This is a genomic window from Mycobacterium sp., assembly GCF_025933915.1.
Classification (GTDB): domain Bacteria; phylum Actinomycetota; class Actinomycetes; order Mycobacteriales; family Mycobacteriaceae; genus Mycobacterium.
Window position 1 is genome coordinate 14,266 of record NZ_JAICZA010000001.1, and the last position, 24,525, is coordinate 38,790.

General features: G+C 66.6%; 15 protein-coding genes. 10 read left to right on the forward strand and 5 right to left on the reverse strand.

Translation table 11 applies throughout. The features are described from left to right. Nucleotides 1-3 precede the first annotated feature (3 nt). Nucleotides 4-774, reverse strand: coding sequence for an alpha/beta fold hydrolase (locus tag Q0W90_RS00025; RefSeq protein WP_297594369.1), 771 nt, complete (start codon nucleotides 772-774; stop codon nucleotides 4-6). A gap of 8 nt (nucleotides 775-782) precedes the next feature. After that, on the reverse strand, nucleotides 783-4,286 hold the full coding sequence (locus Q0W90_RS00030; protein WP_297772515.1) for an amino acid adenylation domain-containing protein: 3,504 nt from the start codon (nucleotides 4,284-4,286) through the stop codon (nucleotides 783-785). A gap of 103 nt (nucleotides 4,287-4,389) precedes the next feature. Between Q0W90_RS00030 and Q0W90_RS00035 the strand changes: the two genes are divergently transcribed. Continuing rightward, on the forward strand, nucleotides 4,390-6,036 hold the full coding sequence (locus tag Q0W90_RS00035) for an AMP-binding protein (RefSeq protein WP_297594373.1): 1,647 nt from the start codon (nucleotides 4,390-4,392) through the stop codon (nucleotides 6,034-6,036). Nucleotides 6,037-6,064: 28 nt separating this feature from the next. On the opposite strand, the gene Q0W90_RS00040 is transcribed toward Q0W90_RS00035, so the two are convergent. Continuing rightward, nucleotides 6,065-7,123 carry a 3-deoxy-7-phosphoheptulonate synthase gene (locus Q0W90_RS00040; RefSeq protein WP_297772519.1) on the reverse strand — a complete coding sequence of 353 codons (1,059 nt, stop codon included), beginning with the start codon at nucleotides 7,121-7,123 and terminating at the stop codon, nucleotides 6,065-6,067. Nucleotides 7,124-7,470: 347 nt separating this feature from the next. Further along, nucleotides 7,471-9,129 carry an NAD-dependent malic enzyme gene (locus Q0W90_RS00045; RefSeq protein ID WP_297772522.1) on the reverse strand — a complete coding sequence of 553 codons (1,659 nt, stop codon included), beginning with the start codon at nucleotides 9,127-9,129 and terminating at the stop codon, nucleotides 7,471-7,473. An 800-nt stretch (nucleotides 9,130-9,929) separates the two neighbouring features. Here Q0W90_RS00045 and Q0W90_RS00050 point away from each other — a divergent pair. From Q0W90_RS00050 to Q0W90_RS00090, 9 genes are all read left to right on the forward strand, one after another. Further along, nucleotides 9,930-11,321: a condensation domain-containing protein gene (locus Q0W90_RS00050; protein WP_297594379.1), complete on the forward strand. Its 1,392-nt coding sequence runs from the start codon at nucleotides 9,930-9,932 to the stop codon at nucleotides 11,319-11,321. 30 nt (nucleotides 11,322-11,351) lie between these two features. Beyond that, entirely contained in the window at nucleotides 11,352-12,998 is a 1,647-nt protein-coding gene (locus Q0W90_RS00055) for an ABC transporter permease (RefSeq protein ID WP_297698611.1), read from the forward strand. Further along, the gene (locus Q0W90_RS00060; RefSeq protein ID WP_297772526.1) at nucleotides 12,998-14,341 is read left to right on the forward strand and encodes a hypothetical protein; all 1,344 of its coding nucleotides are present in this window, start codon (nucleotides 12,998-13,000) and stop codon (nucleotides 14,339-14,341) included. The genes Q0W90_RS00055 and Q0W90_RS00060 overlap by 1 nt, the downstream gene beginning before the upstream one ends. Next, complete coding sequence (locus Q0W90_RS00065; RefSeq protein WP_297594385.1) at nucleotides 14,341-15,588, forward strand: hypothetical protein; 1,248 nt, start codon at nucleotides 14,341-14,343, stop codon at nucleotides 15,586-15,588. The genes Q0W90_RS00060 and Q0W90_RS00065 overlap by 1 nt, the downstream gene beginning before the upstream one ends. 911 nt (nucleotides 15,589-16,499) lie before the next feature. After that, nucleotides 16,500-17,891: a PPE family protein gene (locus tag Q0W90_RS00070; RefSeq protein ID WP_297594387.1), complete on the forward strand. Its 1,392-nt coding sequence runs from the start codon at nucleotides 16,500-16,502 to the stop codon at nucleotides 17,889-17,891. 414 nt (nucleotides 17,892-18,305) lie between these two features. Beyond that, nucleotides 18,306-18,791, forward strand: a complete 486-nt coding sequence (locus tag Q0W90_RS00075; RefSeq protein ID WP_297772565.1) for a hemerythrin domain-containing protein — start codon at nucleotides 18,306-18,308, stop codon at nucleotides 18,789-18,791. A gap of 523 nt (nucleotides 18,792-19,314) precedes the next feature. Then, nucleotides 19,315-21,639, forward strand: a complete 2,325-nt coding sequence (locus Q0W90_RS00080) for a cbb3-type cytochrome c oxidase subunit I (RefSeq protein ID WP_297772530.1) — start codon at nucleotides 19,315-19,317, stop codon at nucleotides 21,637-21,639. Between the two features lie 2 nt (nucleotides 21,640-21,641). Further along, nucleotides 21,642-22,268 carry a hypothetical protein gene (locus Q0W90_RS00085; RefSeq protein WP_297597876.1) on the forward strand — a complete coding sequence of 209 codons (627 nt, stop codon included), beginning with the start codon at nucleotides 21,642-21,644 and terminating at the stop codon, nucleotides 22,266-22,268. Beyond that, complete coding sequence (locus tag Q0W90_RS00090) at nucleotides 22,262-23,071, forward strand: slipin family protein (protein WP_297597880.1); 810 nt, start codon at nucleotides 22,262-22,264, stop codon at nucleotides 23,069-23,071. The genes Q0W90_RS00085 and Q0W90_RS00090 overlap by 7 nt, the downstream gene beginning before the upstream one ends. Nucleotides 23,072-23,125: 54 nt before the next feature. Here Q0W90_RS00090 and Q0W90_RS00095 read toward each other — a convergent pair whose 3' ends face one another. Then, nucleotides 23,126-24,223, reverse strand: a complete 1,098-nt coding sequence (locus Q0W90_RS00095; RefSeq protein ID WP_297597874.1) for a 3-keto-5-aminohexanoate cleavage protein — start codon at nucleotides 24,221-24,223, stop codon at nucleotides 23,126-23,128. Between the last annotated feature and the right edge of the window lie 302 nt (nucleotides 24,224-24,525).

The following is a 24,525-nucleotide window of genomic DNA, read 5'->3' on the forward strand; positions in this document are numbered from 1 at the left end:
GCCTCACCCGGCATTCACCTGCGCGGCGACCGCGTCGACATGGTCATAGACGTAGAAGTGCCCGCCGTCATACAGCGATAGCGCAAAGGATCCTGCGGTGTGCCTTTCCCACCGGCGCAGCACGCCGGTCTTGATCCGGTGGTCGTCATGGCCGCCCAACACGTGGATGTCCGCGCCGATGCGGACATCGGGGCTGGGGTCGTACCCGTTGAAGGCCCGGTAATCGGCGCGCACCGCGGTGGTCAGCAGTTCGGAGAATTCTTCGTCGGCGAGCAGTTCCGGGTCGGTGCCGCCCAAATCGGCGATGTCCGCCAGCAGCCCGTCGTCACTGGTCGGCAGCTCGGGCATGTCGGAGACCACGCATGGCGGTGGGCCCGCCGATACCCAGAGCTTGCGCACCTGGGCGCCGTGTGTCTCGGCGACGCGGGCGAACTCGAAGGCGACGACGGCGCCCATGCTGTGGCCGAACAGCGTCAGCGGTGCGACGCTGGGCCAGGGTGCGGCCTGGAAGAGGCTGGTGGCCAGGTCGTGCACGCTTTCGTGAGCGGGTTCGCTGAGGCGATCGGCCCGCTGTGGGTACTGCACGACGTAGGTGTCGCCGCCGGCGGCCAGCGCCGCGGCCAGCACCCGATAGCCCGCGGCGGCGGCCCCGGCGTGCGGGAATATCACGGTGGCGCCCGCAGGGCGGTCCGCCGGACCATTGTCGCGGCCGGGGGTCCGCTTGATCCAGGACGGGAATGCGGAAGGCATGGTGATCATGTTATTCAATGTCATTGCGCCGTTTACGATTTCGCGGGTTGCTGAGAGGCCGCCAGAACCGATTCGGCATCCATGCCGATAACCTCCAGATATAGCTCGGCGACCTGGTCGAGCCGGCCGGGGTCGTGCTCGCCGGCGCCGAGCACCGCGGCCAGCGCCGACACGGTTCGGTTGGCGAAGATGTCGGCGACCATGATGTCCGGTACGTCCAGCCAGGCCCGAATTCGCGCGACCGCCTGCGTGGCCAGCACCGAATCGCCACCGAGCGCGAAGAAGTCGTCGTCGACGCCGACGTTTTGCCGGCCGAGCAGATCACCGACGATCATTGCCAGCGCGGATTCCAGCGGCGTCGAAGGCGCACGGTGGCCCGGCCGCTGCGACTGCGACACGGCGGCTTCCAATTCGCGCGCCACGGCGCGCCGGTCGAGCTTTCCGGCATCGGTGAAGCCGATCCGCTCCGCCACCGTGATGTGGCGCGGAATCATGTGCGCGGGAACGAGATCGGCAAGAGCCTGTCGGATTTTCTCCGCGGTCACGGCGGTGTCGTCGGTGCATACCTGCGCGGCCAGCACGTCGGATTCGCCGGATACGGCGATCAAGGCGGCCACCGCCGTCCGCACCCCGGGCACGCGACGCAACGCGGTCTCGATCTCCCCCAGCTCGACGCGGTACCCGCTGATCTTGACGCGGTGGTCGGCGCGGCCGACGAATTCGAGGGTGCCGTCTGGCCAGTAGCGAACCAAATCGCCGGTGCGGTACCAGATTCGGCCGTCGTGCTCGACGAAGCGTTCCGCGGTGAGATCGGGCCTTCCGCGGTAGCCGCGTGCGATGCCGCGTCCGGAGACCCAATACTCGCCGGGAACCCAGTCGGGACAGTCGGCGCCCGTGTCGTCGACGACGCGGCAGGCGTTGTTGGGAAGCGGGACGCCGAAGGGCAGGGCGGTCCAGTCTTCGGGTATCTCGTCGGTCACCTCGAAAATGCTGTTGTGCACCGGGGTTTCGGTCGCGCCCCCGAGGCCGGCGAACCGCAGGTTGGGCGCTTCGGCCCGCAGCCGGCGCACCACCTCCGGCCGCACCCAGTCGCCCCCGGTGGGCACCACCCGGACCGAGGACAGCCGCCCGCGGCCGACCTCGATCAACATCTCCAGCCAGCCGGGCATGAAATGCAGCACCGTGACCTTGTGAGCGTCGATGAGCCGGGCCCAGGCGTCGGGATCACGCCGCTGCGCCTCGTCGACGACGACGATGGCGCCGCCGGTGCGCAAGGTGACGAAGATGTCCATCACCGAGATGTCACCCTCGAGGGTCGACAGGGAAAGGCATCGATCCGCCGGGCCGATCTCGAAGTGGCGGGCGATGAATTCCACGGTGTTCATCGCCGCGTCGTGGGTGACCTCGACGCCCTTGGGCTCCCCGGTGGAGCCGGAAGTGAACAGCACGTAGGCGAGCTCGTCGGGATCGATTCTCGCGGAGTGGATTTCGGTGCACAAGGTGGCATCACGAAGGATGTCGGCGATCACCACCTCGGGCACCGGCAGGGACAGTCGTTGTCCGCCGCACACCAGGGCCAGGCTCCCGCGGGCGGACGCGAGGATGCGCTCGGCGCGGTCGCGGGGCTGGTCGGCACCGATCGGCAGGTAGACCGCACCGACGGACAAGATGCCCAGCAACGCCGAAACCTGCTCGGCGGTTTTCGGACCCACCACCGCGATGGTGTCGCCGGGGGCGACGCCGGCCGCACGCAGCGCGGCCGCCACCGCCAGCGCCTGGTCGCGCAGTTGCGCGTAGCTGAGGTCACCGGAGCTCGCGAACACCGCCGGCGCGTCGGGCCGCTGCTCGGCTTGCCGGAAGAACCCGTCGTGCAAGGCTTCTCCGCTGGGTTCGGCCGTGCGGCCGTTGGCCGCCTCGCGTACCGCGCGCTGCGCCTCCGGCAGCGCCGAGGGGCCCGGCGCGTCCCACGCGCCGTCGCCGGAGGCCAGCCGGAGCAGCTCGCCGACGTGGTGGGCGAACATCGCGTCGATCACCCCTGACGGGAAGATCCCTTCGCGCACATCCCAATTCACCAGGACGCCGCCGTCGAACTCGGTGACCTGCGCGTCGAGCAGCACCTGCGGCCCCTGGGAGATGATCCAGCCCGGTGCTCCGAACTGGTCGGTCACTTCGGAGCTGAACAGTTCGCCGAGTCCGAGCGCGCTGGTGAAGACGACGGGCGCGAGCACCTGGGTGCCGCGATGACGGCTGAGGTCGCGCAGCACCGACAGCCCCGGATAGGCGGAGTGGGCGGCCGCCGTGCGCATCGCGTCCTGCACGACCCGCGCCCGGGCCGCCGGCGTGTCCGCGCCGATGAGATCGACATCGAGCAGCAGCGAGGAGGTGAAGTCACCGACCAGCGAATCGACGTCCGGGTGCAGAGCCTGGCGCCCGAACAACGGAACGTTCAGCAGAAAGCGCGAGGTGGTCGACCAGCGCGCCAGGGTGTTGGCGAACCCCGCGGCCAGCGCCATCGCCGGGGTGAATCCGCGCGCCTGGGCGCGGGCGAACAGCGCATCGCGGGTCTGCGGGTCCAGCCAGTGCCAGCGCCGGGTGCTCTGGTTCACGGGACGGCCACCGGTGGTCGGCAAGGCGGGTGGGTCCGGCAGCTCGGGAAGCCGCTGCGCCCACCAGGCCCGGTCCGCGTCGCGGGCCGGTTGCGGCCGCGCGTCGTCGGCCTCGATGGCTTGGCGGTACTGGCGGTAGGTGTAGCTCAGCTCGGGCAGGTCGCGGCCGAGGTAGAGGGCCGCCAGGTCGGCCATCAGGGTGCGATAGCTCATCGCGTCGGCGGCCTGCATGTCCAGGTCGACGTGGAGCCGGGACCGTCGGTCCGGCAGCAGCGTCACCTCCAACTCGAACACCGCGCCGTCGAGCTGCTGGTGCGATTTGGCGTCGCGGATGGCGGCGAGCCGCTGATCGACCTCGTCGGTCCTCAGGTCCCGCAGATCCTCGACGCTGACCGGGAAGGCGCCGCACTCGTCGGCCGACGTGATGCGCTGCGTCCCGTCGGGCAGGAACCGCACCCGCAGCATCGGATGGCGACGTGCGAGCGCGGTGGCCGCCGTGCGCAGCCGTTCCGGATCGATCGGGCCACCGTCGAATTCGACGTAGAGGTGCCCGGCGACGCCGCCCAGCTGCTGGTTTTCTTGGCGGCCGACCCACATCGCGTGCTGCATCGGGGCCAGCGAAAAAGGCTCGTCATCCCCGGATCGCTCGGCGTCCGCGGGGGTGTCGACCGGCAGGGCCCGCTGATCAGCGCCCTCGCCGCCGGCGGCGACCAACTGCGCCCAGGCCTCGATCGTCGGCGTTTCGGCGAGGGCGGCGAAATCGACGGCAACGCCCTGGCGGCGCCAGCGGCCGGCCAACGTCATGATCCGGATCGAGTCCAGACCCTGGCCGATGAGGTTGCTACCCGGCTGAACTGCATCGACGTCAACGCCGAGCAGTTCAGCCACCTCCGCCCGGATGTCCTCCGAGCGCGCCGGGGCGTGCACCACAAACCCTCCCTGGATTAGCACAGGCTGCCCTAATTTTTTGGTTACCCTATCCTTACTCCCTGCGTCCCCGCTACTAGCCCCGCCTGACCCCGCCTAAGGAGCCATGAGCCCGCACACACCGCAGCCGCCGGCCGGAGTCCTCGACGGGTTCGTGCCATTCCCCGCGGATCGCGCCGCCGCCTACCGGGCGGAGGGCTACTGGACGGGCCGAACCCTGGACTCGATCCTGACCGACGCGGCGCGGCAGTGGCCCGGCCGAATTGCCGTGCTCGACGCCGTGGGCGGTACCGGCTTCAGTTATGCGGACCTCGACGCCCAGGCTAACCGCGCCGCCGGTGGACTAAGGGCGGCGGGCATCGCGGCGGGCGACCGGGTGCTGCTGCAGCTGCCGAACCGCTGCCAGTTCGCGGTGGCGCTGTTCGGCCTGCTGCGGGCCGGCGCGATTCCGGTGATGTGCCTGCCGGGCCATCGGGCCGCCGAACTCGGGCATTTCGCCGCGGTCAGCCAGGCCACCGGGCTGCTGATCGCCGATACGGCAGCGGGTTTCGACTACCGGACGATGGCGCACCGGCTCGTCGAGGAACACGGGGCGCTCGAGCACGTCATCGTCGACGGCGACCCGGGGCCGTTCACCTCATGGGCGCACCTGTGCGAGCAGGCGCCCGCAGACCCGCCGCCGGCGCCCGGCGACCCGGGATCGCCTGCGCTGCTTCTGGTTTCCGGCGGCACCACCGGCACGCCCAAGCTCATCCCCCGCACCCACGCCGATTACGTATTCAACGCAACCGCCAGCGCCGAACTCTGCCGGCTCACCTCCGACGACGTCTACCTGGCGGTGCTGTCGGCGGGCCACAATTTTCCACTCGCCTGCCCCGGCCTGCTCGGCGCGATGACGGTCGGCGCCACCACCGTGTTCGGCACCGATCCCAGCCCCGAGGCGGCCTTTGCCGCCATCGCACGCCACGGCGTCACGGTCACCGCCCTGGTGCCGGCCCTGGCCAAACTGTGGGCGCAGGCCTGCGAATGGGAACCGGTGACCCCAAAGACCTTGCGGCTCCTGCAAGTCGGCGGAGCCAAGCTGGAGCCCGAGGACGCCCGGTTGGTGCGCACCGCCTTGACGCCGGGCCTGCAGCAAGTGTTCGGGATGGCCGAGGGGCTGCTGAACTACACCAGGCTCGATGATCCACCGCACCTCACCGAGCACACGCAGGGGCGGCCGTTGTCCGCCGCCGATGAACTGCGCGTGGTCGATACGACCGGTGAGCCGGTGCCGCCCGGCGACGAGGGCGAATTGCTGGTCCGCGGACCGTACACGTTCAACGGCTACTTCCGCGCCGAGCGCGACAATGAGCGCTGCTTTGACCCCGACGGCTTCTTTCGCAGCGGTGACCTGGTCCGGATCGGGGACGACGGCTACGTCGTGGTCACCGGCCGCGTCAAAGACGTGATCTGCCGTGGCGGCGAAACCATTTCCGCGGCAGACCTCGAGGAGCAGATGCACAGCCACCCGGCGATCTTCTCGGCCGCCGCGGTAGCACTGCCCGACCCATATCTTGGTGAGAAGATCTGTGCGGCAGTTGTTTTCAAAGACAAGGGGCTGTCGCTTGCGGAATTGAACGTCTATCTCGACGAGCGCGGCGTGGCCGCGCACGCCCGGCCCGATGTCCTGGTGACGATGACATCGCTACCCACCACGCCGATCGGCAAGATCGACAAAAAGGCGATCGCCGGCCAGGTTTCGGCGCGATAGCCGCGACCCGGTGCGCGGGCTGCCCGGATCAGCCCATCGCCGCATGGAGCTCCGCCAGCAAGCCGGCGGTGGTTCCGAAGTCCATGCATTCATCGGTGACGGATTGGCCGTATGTCAGCTCGCCGCTCAGCGATTGGGCGCCGGCCACCAGGAAGCTTTCCAGCATCAGGCCGGCGATACCGCGCTCGCCCGCCGCGATGCGTGCGGCCACCTCGGCCGCGACCTCGGCCTGTCGCCCGTGGTCTTTGCCGGAGTTGGCGTGTGAGCAGTCGATCATGACTCGTTCGGAAAGCCCTGCCCTGCCTAACCACTCGATGGCCGTGACCACCGAGGCGGCATCGTAATTCGGGCCGGCGGTACCGCCCCGGAGGATCACGTGGCAGTCGGGATTGCCCATGGTCTCGACGACGGCCGCGCGGCCCACGTTGTCGGTTCCGAAGAAATGGTGAGGCGCCGCTGAGGCTTTGACACCGTCGATGGCGACTTGGATGTTGCCGTCGGTCCCGTTCTTGAATCCGATCGGCATCGACAGCCCGGATGCCAACTGGCGGTGCACCTGTGATTCGGTGGTCCGGGCGCCGATGGCGCCCCAGGCAACCGCGTCGGCGATGTACTGCGGGCTGGTGGGCTCCAAGAATTCGCACCCCACGGGCAGGCCGACGTCGATGATGTCGAGCAGTAACGCGCGCGCGGTGCGGATGCCACGTTCGACGTCGAAGCTGCCATCCATGGCGGGGTCGTTGATGAGACCCTTCCACCCGATGGTGGTGCGCGGCTTTTCGAAGTAGACCCGCATCACGACCTTCAGCCGTTCCGCGTACTCGGCGGCAAGCGCGGCGAGCCGGCGGCCGTAATCGAGTGCGGCGACGGGATCGTGTACCGAGCAGGGGCCGACCACGAGGAGCAGCCGGTCGTCGTGGCCGGCCAGGATTGCCGAAACCTCATCGCGGTCGCGCTGGACGGCCTGGGCGCGTCGAGGCGTCAGCGGCAGTTCGGTTCGAATCACGGCGGGAGCCGAGAGCTCTCGGAACGAGACGATCCGATGATCGGACGTGTCGACAGTTGTGGGGAAGTCGGTGAGGGACATGTGGGTGTGTCTTTCTGTGTTAGCTGCCAGGGCACGCCCGCTGGTTCCCGATGCCCTGAAAAGCGAAAAGCAGCGACCTTGCGGTCACTGCTGGGCTCCGGGTCTCAGTCGTGCGGGTGCGTCAACCAGACGCCCCATCGCCGGCTCCGCCCGGAGCCACGATAAAGCGCCAATACGCGCGCACGCCGATGTTCACGTCGGCGAACATACCACGCGGGGCAGGGGTCCGAACTTCTGGATCAGTGACGGGCGGGACGCCCTGTCTTGTCAGCGCCTGCGCGTGGCCGGCACTCTTCCCCGGTCAGCGGCATAGGTCCGCGTGCGCGACGTCTCCTGGCGGCCGGTGTTCACTGGCTCGCTGGGGCGGCGTATTTCGGAAGCCAACGCACCCCGGCGATGCGCTCGGCGAGTTCCGCGCCGCTGCGCGTCGGGGCGACGCCGTCCGCAACCGCCTGCACGGCGACGGCGTGCGCAATGCGGACCGCGACATCGGGCACGTCTGACCACGCGGGCAGCAACGGCTGGTCGGGGTCGGCGAGGGCGGGCGACGCCTCACCCAAGGTCTCCGCGGCGATCCGCATCATCTCGTCGGTGACCCGGGTCGCCTGGGCCGCGGTCACGGCCAGTCCCATCGCGGGAAAGATATAGACGTTATTACATTGGGCGACAGGGTGTTCCACGCCGTTTCGGTGCAGCGGGGCGAACGGCGATCCGGTGGCGATCAGGGCGCGTCCGTCGGTCCACCGATCCAACTCGGCGGGGTGCGCCTCGGCGCGACTGGTCGGGTTGGAGAGCGGGAAGATGATCGGTCGGTCGGCCTTGCCGGCGAGTTCACGCACGACGGGTTCGGTGAAGGCGCCCGCGGCGGTGGACAGGCCCAGCAGCACGCCGACGTCGACATGGTGGATGACGTCGGCGAGCCGGGCCGGACCGGACAGACCCCAGCCCGCAACACGGCCGGCGGGCTGGGCGAATCCCCGCTGCGCGTCGGATAGGTCGGTGCGGTCCTCCGTGAGAAGCCCTTCCACGTCGAGAACCCAGATCCGCTCCGAGGCAGCCTGTTCGGATAACCCCTCGTTCACCATTTGGCGACGGATCATGTCGAGCACTCCGATGCCGGCCGAGCCGGCGCCGAGCATGACGACCTGCTGCTGGGACAACGGGCGGCCCGCAACCTTGGCGGCACCGTGCAGCGCGCCGACGGCGACGGCGGCGGTGCCCTGGATGTCGTCGTTGAAGGTAAGGAGTTTGTCGCGGTAGCGGGCGAGGATCGGCAACGCATGTGTGCTGGCGAAGTCCTCCCACTGCAGCAACACGGTGGGTAGGTGCTTGCGCACCGTGGCGACGAACTTGTCGATGAACGCGTAGTAATCGTCGTCGTCGATACGTCGGTGCCGCCAGCCCAGATAGCGAGGGTCATCGAGCAGTTCGCTGTTGTCGGTTCCCACATCGAGCACGATCGGAAGAGTCCGAGCGGGGTCGATGCCACCGATCAGGGTGTAGAGGGACAGCTTTCCGATCGGGATGCCCATGCCCCCGATGCCCTGATCGCCCAGGCCGAGGATCCGCTGCCCATCGGTCACCACGATCACGTCGACCTCGCGTTGGGACCGATTGTTCAGCACCTCGTCCAGGCAGTCCCGCTCGGCGTAGGACACGAACAGTCCCCGCGGCCGACGGTAGATCTCGCTGAAACGCTGGCAGGCTTCTCCCACGGTGGGCGTGTAGACGATCGGCAGAGTCTCGGCGATGTGGTCGAGTAACACGCGGTAGAACAAGGTTTCGTTGCGGTCCTGCAACGCCCGCAGATAGATGTGCTTGTCGAGATCGCTGCGGCGAGTGGAGAATTCGTGCCAGCAATGCTCGGCTTGCTGTTCGAGGGTCTTCACCGTGGTCGGCAGCAGACCGGTCAGACCCAACCGCCGGCGTTCGTCCTCGGTGAAGGCGGTGCCTTTGGTGGTCAAGGCATCGAACAGCCTGGCCGGCCCCCGGAGTTCATCAGGCATCGTCGACGTCCCTTCTGTACGAGGCCCGCGGTGTGGGGAACGATGTGATGTCCAGATCGTCGTCGGCCATCGCGGGCGCTGTGTCTGCGTAACCCGGTGTCAATGCGCTGTCAATGGCGAGCCCGATTCACGGTTGGTCGCAGTTTGCTGCCAGCGCCGGGGATCCGACCGAATTCGGTGCGCAGCTTCGTATTGTTAGGAGCGTGTGACGCAGTGCCGCCCCGCTTTTGGTGATGGTTTGGAAGTTTGCCCGAATCATCGGTGCAAGAAAGGTTCGGCTGACACTATTCCAATACGGGCGGAGATCACGATATGGTAACCGAGGCGCCGTTTCGGCAGGCCCGGCATGTCATGGCTGGCCTCGCCGAGACAGCGCCACTCTGTGGGTGGGAATCGACAGATTGGGTCATCGCGTCGAGATAAGTGCTTGTTCCAACTGTAGTTCTGTGTTGATCGCGCGCGATTTGACTGACTCCCCGTCGTCGACTACCTCACACAGGCACACGATGTGTTGTCAGAAGTTCCTGGGGATTGCTCAGCGCGAGAGGGGAATTCTATGATTCCGCCGCGCGCGCGCCGGCGAGTCATCTCCTTGCCCCCCGGGACAACATGCGGGCCGCCCATTCGAACCACGGTGAACTCAACCTCGCACGCGCATTCGCCGACACGTCCGGCGATAACACGCTCGCCAGGCCCGCGCGGCGGGACTCCGCGGGCACTCAACTCGGCCAGCAACTTATGCGCGGTGCCGTTAAGGTCATCCGGACTGGCGTCACGAGCTGACTGACGAAAGGTAGCGCATGTTCTTGGGCACGGTTGAGGACTGGACGGCCGAGGGCACCGTCGTATCCTGGTACCCCACCGCGACCACCTATCGGCGCGTAGCCGAAGCGCAATACCACCCGGCCCCGGTGAGTTATCAGCAGTCGCAGCATCTTCGGTATTACCAGCGCCAGGTCAGCCGTGGCCGCGACATCCCGCGGTTGTGCATCGGGGCCTGGGAAATCAGCGGCATCTGCGATATCGATGCGATGACGCACGCCGTGAATAGGCACCTGCGGCGACACGACACCTACCACGACCGGTTTGGCTTCGGCGACGACGACGAAATCCTTCGCTACGTCATTGCCGATCCGGAGGGCATCACGTTGGCGCCAACGGATCTCGGAAGGATGGCCCCGCCCCAGATTCGCAAACTCCTTCTCGACACGCCCGATCCGCTGCAATGGGACTGCTTCACCTTCGGAGTGATCCAGGCCGATGACCGGTTCACCGTCTACATCGCTGTTGACCACTTGCGCGCCGATGGTATGTCGGCCGGGGTGATCTTCCTCGACATCCAGACGATGTATTTCGCCGCGCTGCAGCGCGAACAGAGCCCGTTGACACCCGCTGCCAGCCATCGCGAATACAGCGCGAATCAGCATGCGTACACCAGGAGTCTGAGCGAAGAATCGCCCGAGATCCGTTCGTGGCGGGACTTTCTCGCAGCGAACAACGGCGTGCTGCCGAAATTTCCGCTGGAGCTGGGCGAGGCAGCCGCGGATACCCCGGGGGCCATCGACGTGTTCGACCTGATCGATGACGACCAGGGCCGACGGTTCGAAGCGGCTTGCCGCGCTGCGGGGGCACGTTTCAGCGGTGGTGTGTTCGCCTGTGCCGCCCTGGCCGAACATCGACTGACCGGCGCCCCAACATATTTCGGGCTTACACCGTTCGACAACCGTCGCGACCCCGCCCACGCGACCGCGGTCGGATGGTTGGCCAGTTTCGTCCCGTTGGCGATTCCTACGGCCGGCGCGTCGTTCGACGAGGTGGTCAGTGCCGCCCAGGCATCGTTTGACGCGAACACCGCCCTCGGCGCCGTGCCGTACTACCACCTGCTCGAGTCGCCCGACCGTTGGTCGGGCCTCATCGAGGTTCCCGACCGTCCGGTCCCGATGCTGTCCTACATCGACATTCGCAAGCTGCCCTTCGGTGGCTATTTCGACGGTCTGCGCGCAGGTGTCTGGGGTGACAACCGGCTGTCGGAGACGGTGTGCATGTGGGTCAATCGCATGCACGACAAAACGCAGCTGGTGGTCGCCTACCCGGGCACCGACATCGCCCGCGGGTCCGTCCTGCGCTACGTCGAGACGATGCGCGCCGAGTTCACCCGGGTGTCCGACGCCGGGCCGCTCCTGGATGCCTGACGAAGTTCCCGCCCCGCCGGGGGGCCGGAGATGAGTGCCCTGGTGGCACTCACCCTTCGCACGATGTCAGGCTCCCGGCGCGATGCCGACCTCCTGTTCGCGGCGTTGGCGCCGGTGGGCTGCTTCCTGGGATTCACCGTGGTGTTGGGCAGCCTGATCCACACCGGCCCGATGACCTACCCGCAATATGTCCTTCCGGTGGTGATCGTGCAGGCGATGCTGTTCGGGGCGATGACCACCGCCGACCGCGCCGCACGAGACCGACTGTCCGGCTTCGGGTCTCGGCTCCGGACTCTGCCGGTTCCTGCGGCGGTACCGCTGGCCTCGCGGATGCTCTATTGCTTGATACGCTCGGTCATCGCGCTGGTCGCCGCTCTCGCCGTCGGGTGGTCCTTTGGCTTCCGGATGGCCGGCGGCCCGGCCGACACGGGCCTGTTCGTGATCATCGTCGTGGCGTTCGCGATGGCGGTGTGCCTTGGCGCCGACGCGTTGGGCTCCCGGGTCGGCTCCGTCGAATCGTCGAGCCAATTGCTGCTCCTCCCGCAGCTGGTCCTGGTCCTGGTGTCCACGGGCATCGCTCCAGCGGAATCATTTCCGGCATGGCTCGGCCCGTTCGTCCGCCACCAGCCGGTCTCACGGGTCACCGACACGTTGCGTGGACTCGCCGCCGGTCACGCCACCGGTAGGGAGCTGGTGGCGGCATCGGCGTGGTGCCTTGGACTGTTGGCACTTTTCGGCGCTCTGGCGGTGCGGATGCAGCGACGCGTGGGCGGCGGAAGCTTCCGCGCACCTGGGATCGTCCGCAGTCCGCCTCACGACGGCCGGCAAGCTCGCGACGCGCCTGCGGAACAGCCCCGAGGGGCGGTGACTGCCCATGCAACACAGGGGATTCCGTATGATCCGTCGCTGACGGCGTTCGTCAGCCAGAGCGCTTCGGAAGCGGGGCGGCTGCTGCGCCGCTGGCGGCGCGACCCGATCGTCGCCGTGCAAGCGCTGTTGTTCCCGACGTTTCTGCTCGTCGTCTACAAATTGCTGATCGGCAAAGCCGTTCTGGCCGTCACGGGCCACGACAGCCTATACGGGCTGGTCCCGATGTGTGCGGTGGTCGGCGCCGTGTTCGGAACCCTCGGCGCCGGTTTGGCGTTGCCGGCGGAGCGGGAGTCGGGTGTGCTGACGAGGTTGTGGGTGCAGCCGGTTCATCGAGCCAGCACCGTGGCGGGCCGACTGGTCGCCGAGGCCGCCCGGACCACCACGTCCGCCATCGTGCTCACCATCTTCGGGATCGCATTGGGCCTGCGATTCAGCTACGGCTGGATCGCGGTGCCTGCCTTCGTGCTGGTGCCCGTGGCGATTTCGGCGGGAATGGCGTCGTTGGTCATCGCGATCGCCGCCCGCGCGGACGGCAAGGCGATGGTGACCTGGCTGGGCGCGGGATGCGTCCTGCTGCTGTTCCTCAACACCGGCGTCGCACCCGCCGAGGTGTTCCCGGGCTGGCTGCAACCGGTGGTGCGTTTTTCGCCCATATCGCCGACGATCGAGGCGATGCGCGGCCTCGCGGAGGGCGGCCCGGTGCTGTCGCCGCTGTGGCAGGCGGGCGTGTGGGCCGGCGTTCTCGTCGCGGTGTTCGCACCGGCGGCGGTGCGCGGGTATCGCGCCGCGGCCGAGGCGGGATGCTAGTGACGAGGCTGGCGCTTCTGGACCACGCCGCCTTCCTGCGGCTGCGCGCCACCGGTCAAGGCAGCACGGTGCAATGCACGTGGGTCTACGACCGCGACGTGAACAGCGACGAATTGCGGGCCTTCAAAGACAATCTCGGGGCAGGTCTCCTCGGACGCAGGATCGAGCGCTCGCCGCTGCCGTTCGGGCGTCATCGCTGGGTGGTCGACAGCCGCTCGCCGGACATCACCTGCGAACCGCGGCAACCGCGGCGGGAGATCGGCGCGTGGATCGAGAGACGCGCGCGGGTGCGTGTCGACCCCGAGCACGGCCCGACGTTTCATCTCGGCGTGCTGCCCTTGGACGACGGCGGGGCGGCGGTCACCTTGGTGGCGTCACACTGCGTTGTCGATGGACTTGCGATGGCAACGGCCCTAGCCGAGGCGGTCAAGGGAGAACGACGCAACCTTGGCTATCCGCAGGCGAATTCGCGTGGCCGGTGGCGCACGGTAGGTGAGGACTTGGCCGACGCCGGTCGCGCCCTGCCGGCGGCGATCCGGGCGTTGCTCGCGACTCTGGCGATAGTGCTCACGGTCTCGTCGGATCGACAGCCACAGCCGCGCGGGCGGCCCCGGGCACCCGACCCAATGGACGATGGCCAGAACGCATCGGAGTCCGTGACGTTACAAACCGACGCTGCGGCATGGGACGCGCGTGCGCGCAGCCTCAACGGGAGCAGCAACGCGCTATTCGTGGCGTTCGCGGCTCGCCTCGCGCACCGGATAGGCAGGGTGCTCCCCGACGGAAACTCCGTGACGGTGGTGCTTCCGGTCAGCGACCGCACCGCCGACGACGACCGCGCCAACGCGCTGACCTCGATCACACTCACCGTCGACGGCCACGCGGTGGTTGATCACTTGGGCGGCGTGCGTGCGGAGGTCAAAAGACTGCTGACGTCCCTGGAGGAACAACCCAACGAGATGCTCGCCGGACTGCCCCTCATCCCGTTCACGCCGCGATGGCTGGTCCGGCGCGCCGAAGGCATCGCCATGTCGTCCGGCCGACTGCCGGTGGGTTGCTCCAACCTCGGTAGCCTCGACACCGCCGTCGGCCGCATCGATGGTGCGGATGCGACGGAGGTCTCGATGCGGCTGGCCGAGCAGGGCATCACCCAGTCGCGCATCGAGCGAGCTCACGGCCAATTGTTCTGCGGCACAGGAACGGTAAACGGCAGCCGCTTTCTCACCATCGTCTCCTACCAGAGCGGCGCCGGCAACGCCACCGCAGCCACCGGTGAGCTCGCGTGTCGGGCGCTGGCCGACTTGCAGCTGTCCGCGACCACCGTCCACGAGGGCCGGATCTGATGGTGGATCTGGGCCTCGAGGCCAATCAACGCGCACGCCACCGCCACGTCGGAATCGCGGTCGCGATCGCGGCCTGGGCGACGGCCGTGCTGTGGTTCGCGATCAAGGTCGTTCCGCTCGACGTGTACTGGATGTCGTATTACACCGCCGACTACACCCACGGCTTCGTCCGCCGCGGGCTCGCCGGCGAGCTGGTTCGGTTGGCCCCGGGCCACTACTTCGCGGCCACGCTCGGTCTCCGGTGGCTGTCCACGGCGGTCTATTTGTGCGGTCTGGCAACGGTTGCCGGCGTGGTGGTCTTCACCGGCCGTCCGTCTGAACGCAGGCTGATGGTCGCGATGGTGATGCCGTTATTGCCGTTCGGTGTCCCGTTTGCGGCATTCTCGGCTCGGCCGGACCTGTTCGGCGGGGCGGCCCTGGCGGTGTTCAGCTCGGCGTTGGCGCTCACACGTTCCCGGGCCGTCGCGATCCGATGGTGCGCGGCCTTCGGCGCCGCGATCGCGGCGTTGACGCTGGTGCACGAGGCGATAGGGCTGCAGTTCGCATTGGGGGCGCTGCTGGCCATCATCGTCCTCGGGCGTGCGCTGGAAACCACCCGGCGCCGTGGCATGCTGCTGGCCGTGTCGCCGGGGGCCCTCGCCACGGCTGCCGTGGCGGCATACGGCCGCCACGACGTCGCCTCCCAATTGTGTGCGGCGGTGCCGCATCACCTGGTGCCCAACCCATTTGCCACGGTCACATCACCAGCGACGCTGATGCACTATGTGATCGAGGGACAACCCCGTCAAACCGATTATCACGACTGGGTGTGCCGCAACGTGATGCCGAACTTCGACAACGGAATCGCGGACGCCATCCGAACCGTCGGCCACATCGGCATACTCGGCCTCACCGTGTCCTTGATCTTCGGGGCCGGTGCGGCCGTGGCGACGGTGTGGGGTCTCAGCGCGCTTTCGGGCGTACCGGTGCGCGCGTTCGTCGAGACGCTGCGCGGCGCAGTGGCCTGGGTCACCGCCGGGCTGCTGTTGGTCATTCCGGTCTTCCTGACCGGCTTCGACTGGACCCGGTGGCTGACGATCGTGACGTTCGATGTTGCCATCGTTTTCCTCCTATTCGCGGCGCGCCGGCAAGAGATCGAACAGGAACCCACACCAAAAACGTTGCGGTTGTTCATTATTCTGGTCATCGTGCTCGCGCTGATCCCGGTAGGCGCCGTGCCGGGCTTCGGCGGACCGCGAATGCTCTGACGGCGCCGCCGGTTTTCCAGGTGGCAGATCATCCCGCCATCACCCATTGCGAACCTGGTTTTGCTGGACGTGACGGGTTGGCTGGTGGCGTATCGCGGCTGGTAGAGTGCGTGGCACTGTGAATTTCGGAGTGGGAACGCTTTCCCGGTGGTCACGACGACAATCCGTGTTGGCCATCGTTGCTGCGCTGGCCCTTGTCGCAGCTGTACTCGGCTGCGGGGCTTTGCGAGCTGAAATGGCCGCCAACGCCTTGCAACCCGAGCTAGTGGTCTCATCGGCCAGCCCGCTTTCCAACCCGATGCACCCGGACCACGAGTCGGTTCCGGTACGCCGCCTCAGCGTCGGCTCCACTGTGAACGATGACAAGGCGTTCAAGAGCGCCGGGTTAAAGCGTGATCGTGGAAGCACTTTGGCTCTTTCCACGCCGCGACAGTCCGACTCGTCGGTCCCGCCCACGGTCGGGATCATTTGGTCGCAGCGACGAATCGACACACCGGCTCGCGCGCCGGCGTCCAGCCCTGTCGGGCACAATATTCTGATTCACTTCTGCGTCGCCCGTTGCTGATCAGGCACATCATCTCGTCGGCGCAACACCATCGCGCGGCGGATTAGACGCTAGCCGCTATTAGCTTCGGGGCCCTCGGCATCTGCTGATCGGCTGGTCTCGCTGATTCGGGATGCGTTTTGGCGATCGAACCCGGCTGTGCCGGGAAGCCGGTGTGCCAGTTTCCGCGCAATTGCGAGGTCAAGCCAGAGGCCGCCGGGTGTGCAGGTTCACCAGGCACCTCGCGTGATGCGTTGGGGACTTGGATGTTTCATCACGTACTTCCACTGCTGACCAGATGTCGCGGGCGACCCGCCACGACATCGGCAAGCTCCGCCACAAGAGTCAACAAAGGACAGGGATAAGCATGGATTTTGGCGCGTTACCACCAGAGATCAACTCTGGTCGAATGTATTTGGGGCCCGGCCCCGCGACTTTGCTGGCCGCCGCCGCGGGGTGGGAGGCGCTGGCCACCGAGCTGACTGATGCCGCCGGCAGCTACCAAACAGTGATCGCCGGCCTCACCGACGAATCCTGGTCGGGGCCGGCGTCGATGTCGATGGCGGCCGCGGTCATGCCCTATATCGCCTGGATGACGGCGGCCGCCGAGCAGTGTCAGCAGGCTGCGGCGCAGGCCACGGCCGCCGCGGCAGCCTTCGAAACAGCGTATGCAATGACGGTCCCACCTCCGCTGGTGGCGGCCAACCGCGCTCGACTTCTGGCGTTGATCCAGTCCAACATCTTTGGGCAGAACACGCCGGCGATCATGGCCACCGAGGCCGAGTACAGCGAAATGTGGGCACAAGACGCGACCGCGATGTACAGCTACGCCGCGAGTTCAGCGTCAGCCTCGGCGCTTTCGCCCGTGCCGTCGCCGCCGCCACAATCGGCCAATCCGACCGCCGCCGCCGGCCACATCGGGGCCGTCACCCACGCGGTAGCCCAGTCCGGCAGCACCGCACACGCGACGGCGACGCAGTGGGCCTCCTCAGTGCCGCAAACCCTGCAGGGGCTGTCGACGCCCGGCTCGCCCCCGAGCACCGGTCTGTCGCAGGCGGCGATGGGCACGGGGGCCTCGCTGGGATCTTCAGGGGCTACCGCCCCGCTCAGCGCGCTGTCGGGTGTGACCAACGCCTCCGGCAAGGGTGCGACAAAGAGCGCGAGCACCGGTGCGGGCGCCGCGACGGGACTGGCCTCGACGCTCGCCGCCGCACCCGGTCTGGACACAGGTACAGGCGCCCTGGCCGGTGAGGCGGCCGGGTTCGGAGCCGACGGCGCCGGCCTGGTCGCCGACACCGGTGGAATCGGCATAGACCTTTACGGCCTGGATTTGGACTATCAGGGACTCGGTTTGGATTACCAGGGATTGGCGCTGGACTACGCGGGCGCCGGTTCCATTTTGGGCGCCGAGGGCGCGAGCGGTGTCCAAGGCATCAGCGGCCTCGGCGCCGCGGCGGGTTTAGAGAACCTCTCGCCGCTAGCAGGGCTGGGCCACGGTGCCGCGGCGGGCATCGGCCAAGCCAGCTCGCTCAGTACCCTGTCGGTGCCCCCGAGTTGGGCGGCCACCGTTTCGTCGGTCACACCGCTGCATGCTCTCCACTCCGCCGCCATGCCGGGCGGATGGGCGGCAGCGCCGACCCCCGGCCCCACCGTGTCCAAGCTGCCGCTGGGCGGCATGGTCGGGCGCGAGTCCGAAGGCGCGGTTCAGCGCGTCGGCTTGCGCGTCTCGCTCATTCCGCATTCGCCGGTAGCCGGATGACCCCGCCTGAGCCGCGTCGGTCCAGGCGCAGGCAGCTGGGTCGAAAGCCGCTGGCTTTCCTCGCGAAAACCGTGATATGCGCTGCCTTCATCGCGGTGGTCTGGGCTCCACCGCCGGCGCCGGCCGGCGCCGAGCCGAATCCGGGTGGCGGCGATCCTAATCCCTTCGGCGGCCTCAGCTGCAGCTGCGTACAGACCGCTCCCGGCAGCCCGGGCCAGAGGCAACAGATCAGCAAGGGAATACAGCGGGGGCTTTCCGTGGGGCGACGGGAACCGAACCTCGCCACGTCGCCCGCAAAGCCACCGCCCTGACCTACTCGACAGGCGCCGCCGACCGTGTGCAGAGGTCGGTGTGAAGGCCGAAGCCAGCGAGACCGAACCTATCCCATCTGCAGACTTCGTAGAGGAGAACGTGATGCCCGACCGGGTGTTATCCGCCGAACTGATGCGGCAACACCGCGAAATAGGCACTGCGATCGAATGTTTCATCGAGGCACTCGGTGGCGGCGAGCGGCAACCGGAGCTATTGAGGGCGACGATGGATGCGCTACGTCGGCACATCTACCTGGAGGAGACCTTCCTGTTCCCGCCGATTCGGAAGGCCGGAATAATGATGCCTGTCTTCGTGATGATGCGTGAACACGGTGAGCTGTGGCGGACGATGGAAACGTTGACGCGGCTGCTTGCCGATGGAACAGGCGGCCCACGGCTCGAGGGCACGTGCGATCAGCTGCTGGACCAGCTTCACGAGCACAACTTCAAAGAGGAGCCGGTCGTATATCTGCACGCCGACTACGATTTGCCGGCACCGACCAGCGCGCAGCTGACCCGGTTCGTCGTCACTGGCCGCATACCCGATGGATGGGTGTGTCAGCGGGCGGGAACGAAACACGCACGGTAATCAGTCATTTGAGGCTGGTCTATCGATTCCTCACGGCCCCAACATGTCTCGCGGCCATACCCTGGCAGCCGAGCTCGATCCTGCACCCGGCGAGCACGTCGTCCCTCCGTCAGGCGAGTTCGTTCAAAAGTAGACCACGGTATTTGTTAAGTAACTGAATGCCATTCATGGCGCACAATGTCCATGGGGTAAGTACCGTCGGCCAGGAAGTGGTCTTTCATTCCACCCGTGAGGTCGTCGTCACGTTCATCGCTGTGATATACGCAACCGGGCAGGACACCCACGCGCCGACGTCGCGGGCCGGATCGCGATGGATGAATCCCCTGATGGCCGAGCATGATTGGCCATCCAGCCCTCCGCAGGAGCCTCGCGCGAGGAGTAATAACGCCAGCTCCCAGCCGGGTCATCAAGCGCCCCACCCCCACGGCGTGATGGAGTTCATAGTGAATTTCTACAATCGACATTGTGTAATTACCCGGACACGTATCCCGCCTTCATCCAGCCCCGAGGAGCGCACCGGCACATGGCAATCCGATCAGCACCGTCACGACCCGCAACGCCGGGCACCTCCACGTCGCTGGTCGGCAAGGGTTGGGCTCAGGGCGTGGCCCTGGTGATGGTCTTTGGGTTCTTGGTGATGGGCATCCTTGCGTACCGGACCTACACCGCCTCAATGCCGTTGCCGGCCACGGTGGTTAGCGAGTCGGGTCAGGTGCTGTTCACCGGTGCTCAGATCACCCGCGGTCAAGAGCTTTATCAGTCACGTGGCCTGATGCAGTACGGGTCTGTGCTCGGGCACGGCGCCTACCTCGGACCCGATTACACCGCGGAATATCTGCGCATGTCCACCGATGACGTGGCCGCACAGTGGCGGGCCCAGGGGGTGGCCGATTCAAAAGAACGGGTGGTGACCGAATTTCGCGCCAACCGCTACAGCGCCGAAACCAAGACGTTGGTCTTCACCGATAAGCAAGCGGCCGCGTTCGACCACATCCGGCAGCATTACGCGGTTTACTTCGGCGAGAACTCCACCAAGTACGGACTATTGCCGCGCATGATCACCAGCAACGCCGATATCCATGACCTCACTGCGTTTTTCGCTTGGACGGCGTGGGCGTCGGCAGCCGAGCGGCCAGGGCACAACTACAGCTACACCAACAACTGGCCCGCCGAGCCACGGGTCGACAATGGGCCGACGGCATCGATCGTGGTGTGGTCGGTGTTGTCGCTGGTCACGTTGCTGGGCGGGACCGGAATCATGTTCGCCGTTTATGGGCGGTGGAGCCAAAAAATCGGCTGGCAGAGCGCCGAGGCGTCCACATTGTCATTCCGCCAGCCCGGCGAGGTGGGACTGACCGCATCGCAGCGCGCCGCGATCTGGATCTTCGCGACCGTATCGGTGCTGTTCCTGGCGCAAACCATGATGGGTGGTGCCGTCGAGCACTACCGTGCAGACCTCTCGGCGTTTTACGGGCTGGATCTGGCCAAGCTCTTGCCTTTTAACCTTGCCCGCACCTGGCATGTGCAGCTGTCGCTGTTTTGGACGGCGGCCGCGTTTCTCGCGGGGGGGATCTTCCTGGTGCCCTTCATCAGCCGCCGGGAACCACGACGGCAGAGTTGGCTGGTGTACGGCCTGCTCGGCGCACTTGTCCTGGTGGTCGGCGGCTCACTGATCTGTGAGGCGCTCTCGATCTACGGGGTGATCCCCGCGGGTGGCTTGTTCTCCCAGCAGTGGGAATTTCTCGACCTGCCGCGGTTGTGGCAGATCCTGTTGACCGTCGGCCTGTTCTTGTGGATCGCGATCATCTGGCGCGGCCTCCGCGGGAAGCTCAAAGGCACGTCGAAGATGAACCTGCCGTGGCTGTTTTTCTTCACCGGTCTGGCGATCCCCGCCTTCTACGCCGTCGGCCTGCTGGCCGGTCACGACACCCACTTCTCGGTCGCAGACTTCTGGCGGTTCTGGGTGGTCCACCTATGGGTGGAAGACTTCCTCGAGCTGTTCACCACCGTGATGGTGGCCTACATCTTCGTCCTGCTCGGGGTGGTGCGCGAACGGATCGCGCTCGGTGTGATTTTCCTCGACATCATCTTGTACTCCGCGGGCGGTGTGATCGGCACGATGCACCACCTGTATTTCTCCGGAACCCCGGTGGAGCACATGGCACTGGGCGCGTTCTTCTCTGCCGCCGAAGTCATCCCGCTGACCTTCCTGACGGTCGAGGCGTGGGCCTTCCTTCAGCTGGGGTCTCGTCAACAAAGCCACGAAACACCGTTCCCGCACCGCTGGGCGGTCATGTTCCTGGTGGCAGTCGGGTTCTGGAACTTCTTGGGGGCAGGCATCTTTGGATTTCTGATCAACCTTCCCATCGTCTCCTACTACGAGATCGGCACCGCGCTGACGGCCAACCATGCCCACGGGGCGATGATGGGTGTTTACGGCATGCTCGCCGTCGGGCTGGCGATGTTCGCGTTCCGTTACGCGATCCCCACCGCCAAGTGGCCGGAGAAGTGGGCCCGGGTGTCCTTCTGGTGCATGAACATCGGGCTGGCGTGGATGGTGTTCGCCACCCTTCTGCCGCTCGGGGTTTTGCAGCTGTATCACTCGGTGAGCACGGGGTATTTCGAGGCGCGTTCGCTGGGCTACATCACCCGCCCCGGGAACTCGCTGATCGAATGGCTGCGACTGCCCGGCGATTTCGTCTTCATCCTCGGCGGCGTCTTGCCATTCGTCTGGATCGCGTGGACGGCGATACGCAACGTCCGCCACGCACCGGTCAGCGACGAACTGCGCGAACACCCGCTCTACACCGAACTCGACCCCATGCCCGCGGCATCGCAGAAAGGCTGACGGTGACATCCCCGACCGCCGCGGCATGGCTGGTTGCCGGCTATGCACTGGCACTGGTGGCCACCGCCTGGGGCGTCGACGTGATGGCGCGGCGCGTATCGCAGCGCGCCGCGCAGTGGCGTAGCGGCCAATTCCGTTACCACGCCGACCATGACGCGTGGGTGTGTCCCCAGGACCAATGGCTCTGGCCGAGTTCTTTCGATCCGAAGCACCGCGTGATGCGGTATCGGGCAAAGCCCAGCGTGTGCAACAGCTGCCCGGTCAAATCGACCTGTACGACCTCGGAGCACGGGCGCGAGATCAGCCGTGAGATCGACCCGTGGCCGCATTCTGAAGCCGGACGCTTTCACCGCGGTATCGCCTGCTGCGTGGCCGCTTTGGGGGTGGTGATGCCGCTGGTGATGCTCGCCAGGCTGCACTCCCCCGCCGACCTGTTGGTATTGATCGGCGTCATCACCGTCGTGCTGGCGGCGTCGCTGCCGCTGGCCGGTCATTTGTGGCGTACCCCGTCCAACGCTCCCGAGCACCTGCCGCACCGCACGGGTATGGAAGACCAGGTGGCCCTAGCGGTCGATCGCTATTCGACCCGTTGGGGCGCAAGCCGACCGGGGAAGGACGCAGCATCGTGAGCGCGATGCTGGTTGTCGTCGGGGTGACGATAGCGGTGCTGCTGGTAGTGCTGGCACTAGCTTCGCTGGCCGTGGTGCGCGAGTACGAGCGTGGTGTGGTGTTCCGGATGGGGCGTGCCCGCCCGTTGTACCAGCCCGGGCTGCGGTGGTTGGTTCCGCTGGCAGACAAGATGATCCGGGTTGATCAGCGGGTGGTGACGTTGACCATCCCGCCCCAAGAGGTGATCACACGTGACAACGTGCCCGCCCGGGTCAACGCCGTGGTGATGTTCCAGGTGGTCGAGCCCCTCAAAGCGATTCTCGCCGTGGAAAACTACGCGGTGGCCACCTCACAGATCGCACAGACCACATTGCGCTCGCTGCTGGGCCGCGCCGACCTGGATACCCTGCTGGCCCAACGCGAGGACCTCAACAGCGACCTTCGGACCATCATCGAGGAGCAGACCCGGCCCTGGGGCATCGAAGTCCGAGTCGTGGAAATCAAGGACGTCGAGATCCCCGAATCCATGCAGCGGGCGATGGCCCGCGAAGCCGAGGCCGAACGCGAACGTCGTGCCAAAGTCATCAACGCCCGCGGCGAATTACAGGCATCGGACGAGCTACGCCAGGCCGCCGAGACGCTGTCGAAGAATCCGGCATCGCTTCAACTACGCTACCTGCAAACACTTTTGGAGCTGGGCGCCGACCAAAACTCGACCGTGGTGTTCCCGCTGCCCGTCGACATACTCACACCGTTCCTGGAGCGCGCGCTCACGACCCGAACGTCACGGCGAACTCGACCTGTGTCCGAGCCACCGTCGTGACCGGCGCCTTGACACACTTTTAACGGTCGGGCATCGTCCGGCGGTGAGGTGTTGTCACAACTCGACTCGGATCGCCCGTTCCGGGCAGCTCGCCGCACCCTCGAGGGCCTTCTCCAACAGGCTGGCGTCGACGTGGGGCTTGATGACGACGCAGTAGCCCTCGGCATCGGGTTGGTATATCTCCGGCGCATGCGAGTAGCAGACGCCCCATCCCATACAGCGATTCCGGTTGACGACAACCCTTACCATCTCGCTTTCGTCCGCAACGGCCGCGGCGAAGCGGGCGCGCACGTCATCCTGGGTGGCGGGGGCGAGCTCCCGCTTGGTGATGAGGTTGACCGCGCGATCCACCGCTTGGGCGTTGGTGGCAGTCCGGAACAGCATTGGGCAATCGCCGATACCCACCCGGATACCGAGCCCACGATTCAGCGCGTGCTCCCAAAGCTCTTGACGCCGTTCGGCGGAGCTCATCGCATACGGCACGACGACGATCTCGTGGTCGATCCACTTCGGGATGCGCGAGACAAGGAAGTCGAGGACCTCGGGGTCGGGATCGTTATAAGACACGCAACGATCGGAAAAGTACAACTTGATGTTCAATGGTTGCCGCAAGATCCCGATGCGGGCGGCCAGAATCACCCAGCGCAAGTCGACGGCATTGAACACAGCGATGCTTGGGACCAGGCCCAGCTCGGGGAACCGATCGAGTTCGGGTGGGTAAGACGGATGTGAGCCGTTCGAATCGTCCAAATCGACTGCCTTGAACTGGTTCTCGTCCTCCAGCCACAGCACGCGTTTGACGTGTTGAGCCGGGTCGAACGGTGCGAACAGCAGCCCGGTGCCGGCCGGCGGACGCTCGGCCAGCGCCCAGATGTGTTCGAGGCTATCGGCGTAGCCGGGATAGGCCAGCGGGTCGACCTCACGGGCCGCAGCCGCCAAGATGGTGCGAGAGACCTCGTCATCGGCCCAGGCTTGCCGGCCGTCGTCGTAGCGGGCACGGAATTGGACGGCGGTGGCTCCGTGCTGAATGCACTCCACCACGTCGCGGGCCGTCTCTTCGGCGCCGTAGGGCACATTCGGGTTTTCGTCCTTACTGACGTCCTCGTTGACCCCGACTTCGAGGTACACCTTGCCGTCGTCGCGAAAACTCATTGCGCCGCTGCCCTTTCTTCGCACATGTCCGCGGCCGGCCGTTGGCCGAACGCGGCTTGCGTGGTCCATGCCCGCACTATGTTTTTACAATCGATATTGTGAAAAGTCTAGACGCCGTCGCGCGCGTTGACCAGAACAGGTGCAAAGGCGATCCCTGACGCGCACGTAATGGCTTGCGCCCGTGTGGCTGACCACTAGCGCGGCCGGACCGAAAACCTCGGTCGGCGACACCGGCCGCAGGTCGGGCTTGATTGGCGGCGCGTGGCGGATTCCCACTCCGCAGCCAAATCACGTCGTTGCTG